Here is a 13,724-nt window from a genome sequence, read left to right as displayed (position 1 = left end):
ATTTTTTGAGGATATATTTGTTTGGCTTTAATCCATCTTTATACAAATCCTGCCAAGTAGCTAAACCCCAATTATAGGTAAACCTTGCTATACCAGCGTGTTTAGCCATTAATATTTCCTGGGTTTTGTTTAACTTGAGTTTTGTTTTGATAGATAAAAGCATTGCTCGACCTCAACACTGTATTTCTTTGCTGTCTAAAACTGACATATCTTGTACAGGTTTGTCAATTTGAGTCTACAGGTTTTAATCCCTGGGTAATCAGTAAATCATCTTCAGTATAAAAACGATGCCCCGACAATGTTCTTTTGGCTGGAAGTCTTCCTTCAACATCCCATCTTTGCAATGTCTTGACTGAAACTCCGATTTTTTTAGCAAATTCATGAGGTTTAAACATAAAGTCACTCATAGTTTTGTCTATGAGTGTACAGGTTTGTTTATTAAATTGTCAACTTAGGACAAGCTCTAGAGGTATTCAAGAGAGATTTTCATTTTTTCATGGGGTAAATTATGGCTAGGAGTATTAAAAAATCTATCTAGAGATAGATGATACATGACAAAAAATAAAATTTTACCCCTTTCCTAAGAAAAACATTAATATCTGATATCTATATTTTACCTAGGTTTCGGGGATTTTGAATCCCGATCCATGGACATAGGCATCTGAACACGAGTATTTAATCAATATACATCTAAAGATAGATGACAAGAGCAAATATAAATTTGAATATCTATCTTTAGATGGATGACAAAAAAAAGGAAAATGTCACATTATAGTGCATGGCATCATATTATACTTTTTGCCAAACAATGCTTTGGCGTTGTTTAACGGAGTATAAATTTTATAACCACATAAGCTGTATGTAGCGCAAGTTACATAAAACTATCTTTTTTTTATCGGTGTGATGTTGCGTTTTATCCAACTTTAAAGGAGTGAAAATCCAAAATTATGACAGTCGAAAATATCAATAACGTCCAGCGCCTGTATGTTGCCCTCCTTGGTAGAGCCGCAGAACCAGAAGCTTTTGCATTTTGGACGAGGCGGTTAAATCTCGGTCTATCTTCTCTCACAACCTTTGCCACAGAACTGACTAATTCACCAGCAGTACAAGCAAGAATTGCTAGTTTTACCCCTGGTGAATTTATTGAGTTTATCTACAGCAACGCCTTTGGTCGGGTAGCAGATTCAGGTGGTAAAGCTTTTTGGGTCGGTAGGTTAGGCGCATCACCCACCGTAGATACACGAGCTCAAGTAGTCCGTGATATTATTGCTTCAGCAGCATCTGCTGATAGAGAAGTTTTAAATCGTCGAGTTGAGACTGCTAAGAATGATACCCATCGCTTACTTGTGCAATCCCTTTATGTGACATTGCTGGGTAGAGCCGCAGATGCAGGGGGTCAGGCTTTTTGGGTTTCTCAGCTGAATGAAGGTATATCTATTGCCGATATCACCGCCAGTATTATCGGTTCAGAAGAAGCGCAGCAAAGATATACCGGTTTGATTAACCGTGAATTTGTGGAGTTGCTCTACAGTAATGCTTTCGGACGCGTTGCAGACGAGGGAGGTAGGAATTTTTGGGTTGAAAGAATCAACAATTCCTCCAGAGCGCAAGTTGTTCTAGAAATATTAGAGGCTGCTGCTCCCGATAGTCGAGATCGGGAGGTTTTGAATAATAAGGTAGCCGTTGCTCAAGATCAGACTGATAACTTCCAAACACCCTTTACCCTGACCACCAGCCCTAATGAAAATCTTCTAGGTACTAGTGGTAATGACGTGTTCATTGGGGACAATGGGAACCAATTTTTCGCCACTGTTCAAGTAGGGGATAGGATTGATGGTGGACCTGGTGGTACAGACACTTTCAAGTATTATAACGCTAATAACGTTTTGCCCACTCTCCGAGGTGTTGAAAACGTTGAATTAATCAACGCTCAAGGACTATTAAATGTTGATTTTAGCCCTCTGGCTGGTTCAGGTCTAGAAAGAGTTACTGTCAAGTTTAATCCGGGTTTTGGTGCTTTGACCGTCGCCGGACTGCGGGATGTTGAACTTGGTATTGATAATGTCACCACTGGTCCTATCACTGGTAACTTTGGTAATGGAACGGTTGCGGCTGTTTCCATGACTGATTTTTCAGCAAACCTGACAATAGAAGGTAATCGGGTCGAGACTGTTAACCTGAGGTCGTCAAGTGAATTTGAGAATGGGGTAAACACAATTAATGGTGGAAGACTACCAAACGATGCAAACCCAGCAGATATACCCGTCAGAAACATCAATATTAGCGGGGATGCAAGGCTAGAAGTTACCACCCCAATTACTTTAAACCCCACTGCACAGACAACTGTTAATGCCTCAGCTAACAGTGGCGGTGTAGAATTAACCTTTAATAACGGTAGGGTTAACTTCACAGGTAGTTCCGGTGATGACACTGTAGGGTTTGTACTTGCCAACTTTGATACTCAGGACAGAGTTAGTGGTGGTAATGGTACAGATACATTAGTATTGAGAAGTAATGCTGCTGTTGTTATGAACAACACCAACGCTCCTTTACTCAATGCTGTTAACGCGGCTCAGAGTATTGAAATCTTGCGCTTGCAAGGAAATCCGGGTGGTAACGTACCTAATATTACAGTGGATGCTAGCAGAATTACTGCTGTTAACAGATATGAGTTTGCCGCTAACACGGTTAACCTCAGCAATGCTGCTGCTAATGATAGGTTCACCTTAGATGGTACAGGGGCATTAAACCTCCAAGGAGCAGCACAAGCAAGTGTTGATTTGACCTTAGAAAATTCACCTGCAACTCTGAATTTAACCTCTGACAGATTTAATAATGCTACTGTTGCCGGTAGAAATGTTATTACCAGACTAGTATCTGATGTTGATGGATTAAGAATTAACGTTAATCCAACTCCAACAGGGAATGATGCTCTGGGAACTCAAGAGAGAGCTTTAACCATCGGGGGAATTGAGCTTCCAGAAGATGCTGCAACCGGTGTTACTATTAATGCTAGAAACTTCACTGCGGACTTGAATGCCACTGGTACTGCCTTAGATGACACATTCATATTCAATGCAGTGCGATTCTTTGGGCGCAACGGAACTTTCCAAGGTGGCAACGGAAATGATACCTTAGAACTTTTAGACGCTACCATTGCGGCTGATTTGACAGCTACATTTAATGCTCAACTACCCACTAATGTTGCTGTCATCAATAACCGTGCTCAAGGTATTGAAATCCTGCGCTTGAATGGAACTACATTGACCGCAGATGCTGGGCAAATCACTGGTATTAACCGCTTTGAATTTGTAACTCCAACAGCTCCAGCAGGTAGTGTTACCCTCCGAGGTGCTGATCAAAATGATCGAATTAGCTTAGATAATACAGGGAGATTAACCCTTGAAGGAGCACAGCAACGGGTTAACTTAACCTTAGATCAAAACATCCCAACTCTGACTTTAGTCTCTGACCGGGCTGGTAATACCAGTGTAAGCACCACTCCCAACCGAATTGATACCCTAGAATATGGTAACGAGGGGTTAATTATCAATGTTATCGGATCAACAACGGCGCCAGATCCATTGGGAAATCAGGACAGGAACCTGATCATAGCAGCCCCCACACTGCCAGAAAATGCTCGCCAAGGTATCACAATTAATGGGTCTGGTGTTGGTGGAGGTGCTTATACTGGACAGTTAACAGTTACTGGTACTGCTCTTAATGACACCTTAATAGGTGGCGCTGGTAATGACACCTTAACAGGTGGCGCTGGTGATGACATCTTAACAGGTGGTGCTGGTAATAACAACTTAACAGGTGGTGCTGGTAATGACACCTTAACAGGTGGTGCTGGTAATGACACACTAACGGGTGGGCTTGGTGCCGATAGTTTAACAGGTGGGCTTGGTAATGACACCTTCATTTATACATCTGCTGCTGATTCTAACAGACAAACTTTTGATACTATTACCGACTTTGGCTCTGGAGTAGGAGAACGGATTAACCTGAGTGCATTAAACTTTACTGCAACTGACTTTGCAGGACAAGTTGTCCCTGCGGGTGCGAATTTGGCGGATGCTGCAAATAATGCAGCCACTCTCATAGGTGCTGATAGGTTTGGTTACTTTAGCTTCGGAGCTAACACTTTCATCCTTGCTACTAATGCAACACCTGATCTCACAGATGATTTATTCATTCAACTCACTGGTAACGTTGCTCTAACTACAGCAGATTTCACTCTTGCTGTGTAGATGAATAGGAACATACCTTTTTCATAAGTTTTTCTAGGGCATAATCAACTTATGCCCTTTTTTAATCTGTCCCCTGTGAGCTATCCATTACCGGGATCTTTCTTAACATTCGTGAGAGCGATCGCTTGCAGACCCCCAACCCTTAATCCTCCGTTGCTGATTCTCAATAAAATGAGGTTTTTATCAATAAATATGAGGTACATTTTGTCAAGATCAGGTAAATTCAAAAGTCTTGAAACCTTTACCAAGTATAGGTTTTAAGATTGTTAAGAAAGATGTTTATAATGGATAGCCCTGTGAGGGGGGGATTGCCCCTACTGACTCCTGACTTTCCCAGTTCCCATTCACCACCTAAGCCGTTACTAACTTCTCGCCTTTGAGCATCCGAGTAGCGGCTTCTAATAGTGCTTCTTCTAAATAGGGTTTAGTAAAGTAACCACTAGCACCGAGTTGAACAGCCATTTGTTTGTGTTTGTCTGCACCGCGTGAAGTCAGCATAGCTATAGGTAAGTGATTCAAAGTATCGTCTTTTTGAATACGTGAGAGCAATTCCAAACCGTCACAGCGGGGCATTTCAATGTCACAGAAGACGATATCGCAAGGTAAACCAGAACGCAGCTTATCCCAAGCTTCTTGACCATCACGGGCTTGTTCAACACGATAACCAGCTTTGGTAAAGGTGAGAGAAAGTAATTCCCGGACGGTAATAGAGTCATCGACAATTAACACTGTCGGATCAATCTTCACCTCTGGAGCGTTATCTACAGGAGGAGCCGTTCTTCGTTGCCAAGAGCCACCACCAATTTGTTTAGACATCTTACCTTGGAAGATGTCAATAATTTCTAAAACGTCGGCAATGGGCATAATGCGACCATCACCGAGAACTGTAGCACCAGCCACACCACTGGGTTTAGGTGCTGGTCCTTCAAATTGCTTAATGACAATTTCCTGTTCGCCCAACACTTGGTCAATCTGGATAGCGACCATTGTATTACCTGAGCGCAAAACAACCACAGAAATTGTGTCATCTTCTCGCGTGTTGCTATAGACATTACCGCGAGCAATATGACGATTGAAAACCAAAATTTCCTGTAAAGTTCGGAAGGGTAGGACTGTTTCCCGCCACCAAATAAATGATTGTCCATCCGCATCTTTCTGAACATCTGTAACGGGTATATCTATTGTGTCTTCCACACCATCCATTGGGAAAGCAATTCTTGACTTGTTGGAAATACAGCAGAGAGCTTTACAAATACTCAGGGTGAGTGGTAGGCGAATAGTAAAGGTAGTTCCTTTACCTAGTACCGAATCAGTGGTGACATTACCACGAATTTCGTTAATATCAGTTTGAACTACGTTCATACCCACACCCCGACCTTTGATATCATCAACTTGATCGGCTGTGCTGAAATTGGGCAGAAACAAAAGTTCATAAGCTTCTTGGCGAGATATGGTTTTTGCTTCTTCTGGTGTAATCACACCTTTTTGCAGTGCCTTCTGTTTTACCTTTTCGTGATCAATACCGGCACCGTCATCACTGACAGCAATTACAGTTTGATTACCTTGGTGGAAAGCGCGGATCTTGATTGTTCCCACAGGTGATTTACCCGCAGCTGTGCGAACTTCTGGAGTTTCAATACCGTGAGAGATCGCATTATTGAGCATATGGGTGAGGGGATCTGTCAGATGATCCAAAATCATCTTGTCAACTAATGTATCTACCCCTTCTGTCATCAGTTCTACTTGTTTTCCATATTTGATGCCGTTATCCCGCACCCCTCGACGCAACCGATCAACAGATTGAGCAAAAGGCACCATTCGCGCTTTAGTTATTCCTTCTTGTAGTTGGCTGGTGACTTGGCGGAACTGTCGTGCTACTCGTTCAGTTTCTTCGGTAACAAAGTCAATGTCGCTGGCTGACTCCCGAACTCTCACAATGTATTCTATGGTTTCTTGAGCAAGTAGGTGAAATTCGGTAAACTCGTCCATTTCTTCGGAGGCAAAACCCCGATCATTGGAACTGTTGTAACCTTTTTCTCTGGCTCGGCGACTCTTCAATAGTGAAGCTTCCAAGAGCGATCGCTCGTATAATTCTTGCATCCTTGCGCCGACATCGGAAAGATGTTGAATTTGAATCAATAAGTTATCTAATGATTGTCGCAGACGCTCATGATCCTGTTCTAAGGTATTGCGATTAACCACCAACTCCCCAACTAAGTTGCTCATTTCATCCAGTTGCTTGACTGGAATTTTCATGCTTTCTTCTCGAACACGACGAGTAGCCGGACGTGGCACTTTGCTAGTATTTGAGTTTATCCCTCTTCCTGATGAGTTAATTGTTTGATCTGCTTCTTGAAGTAATTCCTCCAAGTCTTTAAATTCATCTGGTATGTCTGAAGACACAGCTATATTTTTAGCTTTTGCAGCCACAGGTGGACTCGGTTTTGCTGGCGTTTGTGGTATCTCTGTTGCTGGAGCATTATCTGTACCCAGTAATGCTTCTAAAGCCGCAAAATCTGCGTCTGGAATGGAGTTTGGATTGGGTATTTCTAATTCTTCTTCATCAAGTAATGCTTCTAACTCTGCAAATTCATCTACTCCATTTTCTGAAGTATTTGTGGTTGTGGTTTCTAACTTTAATAGTTGAGAATTTGCTGCTTCTAGTGTTAGAGGTAGCGTTAGAGGCGTTTGAGCAAATAAATCTGTTGTAATTTCTTCTTGTTCTAAAGCCAATTCTGGTAAATCAACATCTAAGGAAAGATCAAAGGAAAGATCAATATCTATCCCCAGATTTTCACTTATATCCTGCTCTAATACCTCTGGCTGTTTTTCCTGACTAAGATGGCGATCATTGATCGCTGTCTTTGTGGTTTCCTGGTGATCTTCAATTGACTCAATTACTGTGATCTTCTCCCAGGAAAGTGATACATCCTCATTACTGTTGTCATCAAAACCAGCAAATATATCCAATTCTATATCCAATTCCAAATCAGCATTTGTCTGAGCAGATGGAACGGTAAATTCTGCTATCAAATTCATTGCTGCTGGTTGTTGGGAGAAGCTATCAATTTCCGGCAATAACACCTGATTATTATTTGCTGTGGGAGAAGTGGAAGGAGAATTTGCTAAATCAGCAAATAAATCATCTCCACCAGATGTCAACCAGGAATCTCCTATCTCTTGTTGTTGGTTTTCAGTAAAATCAAAGTCTGCTAAATAAAAGTTGAGGTTAGATGACTGCTGACTATCAGCTACAGTTTCCCCAAAACCTGCAAATAAACTTTCTTCTAATTCCTTAGCCACATCCTGTTCTAATTCAGCAGCATTTAACTGTGCTGGTTCTGAATCCATTTCTGTCCAGAAGCTATTAAGATCATATTCAGGTGCAGCGGCAGAAATTTCTGCTTCTGTATTGATAATTGTTGGTGCAGTTGGTGCAGTTGGTTCAGAAGTTGCGGGTGCAGATCGAGAACTAACAGTCAAGTCTTCAGTAATATCAGGTAGGAATAATTCTAAATTGAAATCAATATCAGTAGTTGGTAGTTCCCTATTTGGTGGAGTTTTAGCAGTGGTGGTTTGATTTTGCAGTTCTGAATTTTCTGCATCCAAAAAGGTTTCGTCGAATAGTATCAGGTCTTCTGCAAGATTGTTGACAGGACTTTGTATTTCTTCACTGCTGATATTATTATCCCATGACAGTAACTCAGCTAAATCGTGATCACTATTTTCAACATGAGTATCACCAGTTCTTAATTGATTGATGGTAGTGTCTGGTATTTGTTCTTGTTCCCATCTTTCAAAATCGGCAGACTCACCTTGAAATAAATCTTCTAGAGTATTGAACTCAGCAATGCCTACTTCTAGTTCATTTAAGTTAGTAATATCACCACTGAATTTGAGTATTTCGTCGTCATTTTCAGTGAACAAGGAATTGAGACTAAAAGCATTTACATCTGTGTCATCCCTAGCGATTTCTGGCAAACTATCAAAGTCTTGAATGCTTGTATCTGCTGCTATGTCAAATTCTTCTATTGGTTCAACAATTGCGCTGCTATCCAGTACATTATCTGTATGTAATTCTTGTATTTCTAGTGTATCGTTAGCATCTGTAATTGACTGTGGTTGTTCCTCTGCCCAATTTAGTTCTAACAACTCCAGTTCTGGAATTAGCTCCAGTGCTTCTAATTCTTGACCAATGGTTATTTCTGCTTCTTTACCGTGAATAACTAATTCTTGAGCTTGTTTGATTTCGGTAATAATAATTTTGGCTAAAGTGAGATAGCTATTATCAGGATTGGCGATCGCATTATTGGCAGATTGACACAATTTAGACCAATTAGGCAAATTAAATTTTTCACCAAGTTTAAATAATTGCTGACAGCATGACTGTAATTTTTCCCTAGATGAAGGTGTACTGCTTTGTTTAAAAAGTTGCAGCATTTCCCGTAGGGATTGTAGGACGTGATTTTGAAAATCTGACCAATTATTTTGGCTGACTACCGGCGGTTTTTGGGAACTTGCTGGAGGTACAACATCTTGTTTTGGTGGTGGTGTCGGTGCAGATACAGCAATGGGGGTGTTAATATGTCCTGATTGTAAAAGTTTTTCTAGATGCTGATTTAGTTCTGCAAACAGCGGTTCAGTTGCCGTCATCAAAGTATTTGCTGTTTCCTCTGACAAACCAAAGGGACTACCCAAATTATCCAACAAAGCTTTTAAAGTATCAGAAATACTCAGAAACAAAGACTCTAGTTTTTGGTCAATCTCAACTCGTTGCTCTTTAAGAACTTTAAAACTATCTTCCAGCCTGTGAGACGTATGCTGAATACTGGTCAATCCCAGCATAGCCGCTCCTCCTTTAATGGAGTGAGCAGCGCGGAAGACTTCGTTGATCATTTCTGGGTCATTAAGGGTTTCTTGTAGGTTCAGTAACCCCTGTTCAATGGTGTTCAGGTGGTCTCTGGCCTCTTCGATGAAGTAACCCAATATCCGTTGTTGTTGTTCCAGCTGCATAAACAAGGATGAAGAATAAAGGATGAACGATTAATGAGAAGAATTCAGGAGTCAGGAGTCAGGAGTCAGGAGTAAAACTAGCTTAGTGTATAGGTTTCAATTTAGATTCTGTACCTAATGGATCTGCAATCTGCTGTATTTATTCTGTATTTTGTATTCTGAATTCTGACCATTAATGCAGGAATAAGGCTGAATTTGGGATTTGGGATTTGGGATTTGGGATTTGGGATCTTGAATGAAAAAATCTCAAATCCAAAATTAAACACTCCCTTTACCTAGATTCAATAGTTTCCACTCGGAAGCTTTCCACAGAAGCGATCAAGTCGCGGGATACTCCCACCAAGTGTTGTAATGCTCCTGAAACTCGTTGTGCTTCTTGGGACGTTTCCTGGGCTGTGAGTTCCACTGATTGCATCACCTGAGCCACAGCCAGAGAAGTTTCCGTCTGTTCTACGGTATCAGATGTAATTGAGCGCACCAGACTGTCGATATGACCAGCTACTTCGATAATGTCTTCTAGCGATCGCTTGGCTTCTTCTGCCAGTTTTGTCCCTTGAATTACCTGTTGTGTACCTTCTTCCATCGCTGTCATTACAGAGCCTGTATCGCTCTGGATTTGCATGACGATTTGTTCAATTTCTTTCAAAGACTTGGCGGATTTGTCTGCTAACTGCCGCACTTCATCGGCAACAATTGCAAACCCCCGTCCGGCTTCTCCGGCTCTGGCAGCCTCAATACTGGCGTTAAGTGCTAATAGGTTAGTGCGAGAAGCAATCTGGGAAACCAAGGCAACGATAGAGTTAATTTCTTGCGAAGATTCCGCCAACCGTTTCACTTTTCGCGTAGTTTCTGCCACTGTTTCCCGAATTTCCAAAATCCCCGCTACGGTATTTTCTACCGCCTCTCCCCCCTTCACTGCGATCACGCTGGCATCACGGGCTACAACTTCTGCTTCTTTGGCGGCATCTGCTACCCGTTTAATAGATTCGGTCATGACCTGTACGGAATTAAGGGTGACAGCCAACTCTTCTGCTTGCCGCAAAGCATCCCCTGATAAGGCTCTAGCAAAAGTTTCTGAGTTGGTTGAGCCTTTGGTTACTTCCCTCGCTGCCATTTTTACCTGTTGAACAATATCCCGCAGGTTTTGAATTGTCAGGTTAAAGGCATCAGCTACTGCTCCCAAGACATCGGCTGTCACCTCGGCTTGAACTGTCAAATCTCCTCTTGCAGCCCCTTCCACATCATCTAAGAGACGAATTACTTGGCGTTGCAAGTTTTCTTTGGCTTCTTCCTGTTCCGCCGCTTTCCGCTGGGCTTCATTGGTGGTCATGAAAATTACCCGTGCCATATCATTAAAGCTGGTAGCTAGATACCCTAGTTCATCTTCTGAGTAGACGGTAGCCTGAGCATTGAGATTACCTTCTCGCATAGCATCAAACTGAGCTTGCAAATCTTTGGTTGTGCGGCGAATTTGTTTGAGTGTCAGATTTCCCATGAAACCAGCTGTCATCCCACCTGCGAGTCCTGCGGCTAAAGCCATTGCCCAGCCTGTATTTCGCACTGACTCCCGTTGGTTCGGTGGAGAAAATGTGGTAGCTCCAAAACTGACCAAAGCTGCTACTACTGCGGATGTCAAACCCACTGTACCAGCGATATACCATTGCTTTTTATCTAAAGAGGCATTTTCAAAAAATCCGAATAGACCCTGTTCAACACTGACATTAGGTTCTAGTTTAGAAACTTCTGGTTGGGTAAAGACAGGAACTGCTTCTTGCGCTCCTGTAATTGTGAATAGTTCTTCATTTCTGTCAATATCGTCATCATCAACTGAATTCATGGAGAAATCTTGAGAAAAACTACTGTTAGCAGTATTTGACCTTTCTCTTGTTTGTGATGACACACTCATTTCTCGATACTCAGATTCTCCTGTGAGGTTAAAACTGGGAATACTGCCTAAATCATCAAATTCGTCAAAATCGCCCAGAAATTCCATATTTTTTGGGGAATTTTCTCCTTGCACATTGGGATTCTCTTCTTCATCGGTGGTAAAGCTTTCTGAACCAAAGGCAGACTCAAATGCCTCTAAATCGAAATGATCATCATCAAATTCATCTGCATGATATTTTGTATCCAAATTTATACCTTGCTCATCATCGGCAAAATTGTTGTTCACAGATGATGAAATTTGGGTACTTCTGTCAAGTTCAGTTTCAAATTCTTCTGATTTTTTTTCTCTCAAATGATCTGGTCGGTTCCAAAATGTATTGGCACTACTGTCTGGCAAATCATGTCTATTTACATGATTATTGATTTCATGTTCTTCAATGACTACATTAATATTTTCCTGACTATTGTTGGCAACTTTCAAATTCTCCAGTTTCATATCTTCAAAGTCTGGTGAATCTTGTTCCAGCATTAATTCAGGCGCACTTTCCCAATTATTGTCAGTTGATAAATTAATTTTTCCCAAAAATGGTGAATTAAATGGTGAATTAATCTGATTTTCACTGGTTAGTGAAATTTCCTGTTCTGAATTTGCATCCAGATCAGTGAAATAACTATTTTCTCCTGATATTCCAATATTTTCTTCAGATGAAATACCTTCTTGCCAAAAAGGAGGTAACTCTAAATCTTTTGATGCTTCAGTATCATTGCTGGTTGCTCCTAACTCTGAAAATGGTTGATCTAAAGTTAGTGGCAACTCCGAATTTTCTAATACTTCAGCATCATTGCTGGTTGCTCCTAACTCTGAAAATGGTTGATCCAATGCAAAAGGATCATGACCGAAATCTATTGAGTTATCTGGTAGCTTGTCCAGATCAATACTATCTAAATCACTTGTAAAAGGATTACTCAAAGACATATCTTCAAGAGAGTCTTGAGATGCTTCATAGTCACCAAACGATTTCAAATCAAAGTTGGCGTTATCCAAGTCTCTCATAACTCCTAAATCTAGTAAATCTGCTTCATCCATTACCAGACCATTAGACTCCAGATGATTTCTCTGTTGATTAGTCTCGACGGTGGATTCATCTTCACCAAAGGCTTCAAAGTATTGTTTAATACTTTCTAGGTAATTATTTGCAGAACCTAAAATTTCTTGATCATCTGTCAAATAGAACACCTGCTCATATTCTGCTTGGGCAATGTCGAACTGCTGCAAAACATAGTAAATGTGACCCCGCAACAGATGAGAATTGGGTTCATCTGGTGAACTATGCACCGCTTGGTCTATTAAACTAGCGGCGAATTCATAATTTCCTTCTGTATAGGCTGTTAGTGCCTGCTGATATTTTGAATTACGATCATCTATATTTGCTGCCATATCCTCCCTCCCGACTTCAACCTGCCCACCTAGCACTCCGCAAAATTGCTGTTTGATCAATCAATCTTAGATACTTATTATTTTCAGTATCTATCCATTCTCCCCTGAGAAAAGGAGCCATCGTATCTGGTACATTATTGGCTGGCATTAGATACTGTACATCAAGCCAACCCATACCACATATTTGTTCTACTCCTAAGCCTACTATTGTGTCTTGATCTTCAATAGCAATTACTGGTATCTCTGACCTATCCGTGTTTAATGGAGTGGCATCTCCCAGAAATTGACCTAAATCTGCTACCCAAATTAATCGACCTCGTAAATTTAGAGTACCCAAAAGCAGTGGAGAAGCATTAGGAATCGGGGTGATCCGATCAGGACTGAGTTCGATGACTTCCCTGATCCCAGTTGCCGGTAATGCAAACTCCTGTTGTGAAGGAATATAAAATCTTAAATGTAACTCGCCTTTTGGGTCTATGGCTTGTGCCACGTTAACGCTATCAGGACTTTCTAGTTGTAATTCTGGGCTAAATTGGTCTGGACCGCTGCCACTTAAAAAGTCTGGTTTGCTGACCATTTTGTTATCATCCTTATCCTCGCAGCAATTGTTTGACTGTTCCTACCAACTCAGTTGGTTGAAACGGTTTGGCTATATAAGCGTCTGCTCCTTGTCTCATTCCCCAGTAGCGATCAAATTCTTCTCCTTTGGAAGAACACATGACTACGGGGACATTTTGGGTTTTGGGATCGGATTTTAACCGCCGACAAAGTTCGTAGCCATTCATACGGGGCATGACAATATCCAAAACTACTAAATCGGGAGGTGTGCTTTGAATGGCTTCTAAAGCTTCTACTCCGTCTCCCGCATGGGTGACAGTTAAGCCACTAGCTTTGAGGAGATCTGTGATCATCTCCCTTTGGGCGATGCTGTCTTCGACAATCAGAACTGTACTCATAAATACCTATCTACCTCCTATGTCAGACTTTCGGTTCTGGAATGTTCTCCAATTCTCTTCCCAGTTAATAAGTGTATAAATTAAGTCTATTGTTTAACTAATTTACAAAGTCATTTTACTGGAGTTAGCTGATTATGTAATAACATTTTTGACCCTATCTTTGAGCAAATCCACAAG

General features: G+C 41.3%; 7 protein-coding genes. 1 reads left to right on the top strand and 6 read right to left on the bottom strand.

Features of this window, described 5'->3' with window-relative positions; translation table 11 throughout:
- The coding region (locus IQ237_RS21210; protein ID WP_194058733.1) for a helix-turn-helix domain-containing protein at positions 1–163 on the bottom strand (163 nt) is incomplete at its 3' end.
- Positions 164–224: 61 nt separating this feature from the next.
- Positions 225–407, bottom strand: coding sequence for a MerR family DNA-binding transcriptional regulator (locus IQ237_RS21205; RefSeq protein WP_375539909.1), 183 nt, complete (start codon positions 405–407; stop codon positions 225–227).
- 540 nt (positions 408–947) lie between these two features.
- Between IQ237_RS21205 and IQ237_RS21200 the strand changes: the two genes are divergently transcribed.
- A complete protein-coding gene (locus IQ237_RS21200) occupies positions 948–4,253 on the top strand; it encodes a DUF4214 domain-containing protein (protein ID WP_194058801.1) in 3,306 nt (1,101 codons plus the stop codon).
- A 351-nt stretch (positions 4,254–4,604) separates the two neighbouring features.
- On the opposite strand, the gene IQ237_RS21195 is transcribed toward IQ237_RS21200, so the two are convergent.
- The 4 genes from IQ237_RS21195 to IQ237_RS21180 all read right to left on the bottom strand — a co-directional run bounded on the left by IQ237_RS21195 (position 4,605) and on the right by IQ237_RS21180 (position 13,547).
- Entirely contained in the window at positions 4,605–9,266 is a 4,662-nt protein-coding gene (locus tag IQ237_RS21195; RefSeq protein WP_194058799.1) for a response regulator, read from the bottom strand.
- 271 nt (positions 9,267–9,537) lie between these two features.
- Complete coding sequence (locus tag IQ237_RS21190) at positions 9,538–12,591, bottom strand: methyl-accepting chemotaxis protein (protein ID WP_194058797.1); 3,054 nt, start codon at positions 12,589–12,591, stop codon at positions 9,538–9,540.
- A gap of 16 nt (positions 12,592–12,607) precedes the next feature.
- Complete coding sequence (locus IQ237_RS21185; protein WP_187040061.1) at positions 12,608–13,168, bottom strand: chemotaxis protein CheW; 561 nt, start codon at positions 13,166–13,168, stop codon at positions 12,608–12,610.
- Between the two features lie 13 nt (positions 13,169–13,181).
- Positions 13,182–13,547, bottom strand: coding sequence for a response regulator transcription factor (locus IQ237_RS21180; RefSeq protein ID WP_187040062.1), 366 nt, complete (start codon positions 13,545–13,547; stop codon positions 13,182–13,184).
- Between the last annotated feature and the right edge of the window lie 177 nt (positions 13,548–13,724).

The organism is Sphaerospermopsis sp. LEGE 08334 (assembly GCF_015207205.1).
In the GTDB taxonomy this organism is placed as follows: Bacteria; Cyanobacteriota; Cyanobacteriia; order Cyanobacteriales; family Nostocaceae; genus Sphaerospermopsis.
The sequence above is the reverse complement of the archived record's forward strand: the minus strand, read 5'-3'. Positions and strand labels throughout refer to the sequence as shown.

What these genes read in the sequence shown, in the direction of transcription:
- IQ237_RS21205 (WP_375539909.1), bottom strand. Translation starts at nt 407, where the DNA reads ATGAGTGACTTTATGTTTAAACCTCATGAATTTGCTAAAAAAATCGGA.
- IQ237_RS21195 (WP_194058799.1), bottom strand. Translation starts at nt 9,266, where the DNA reads ATGCAGCTGGAACAACAACAACGGATATTGGGTTACTTCATCGAAGAG.
- IQ237_RS21200 (WP_194058801.1), top strand. Translation starts at nt 948, where the DNA reads ATGACAGTCGAAAATATCAATAACGTCCAGCGCCTGTATGTTGCCCTC.
- IQ237_RS21185 (WP_187040061.1), bottom strand. Translation starts at nt 13,168, where the DNA reads ATGGTCAGCAAACCAGACTTTTTAAGTGGCAGCGGTCCAGACCAATTT.
- IQ237_RS21190 (WP_194058797.1), bottom strand. Translation starts at nt 12,591, where the DNA reads ATGGCAGCAAATATAGATGATCGTAATTCAAAATATCAGCAGGCACTA.
- IQ237_RS21180 (WP_187040062.1), bottom strand. Translation starts at nt 13,547, where the DNA reads ATGAGTACAGTTCTGATTGTCGAAGACAGCATCGCCCAAAGGGAGATG.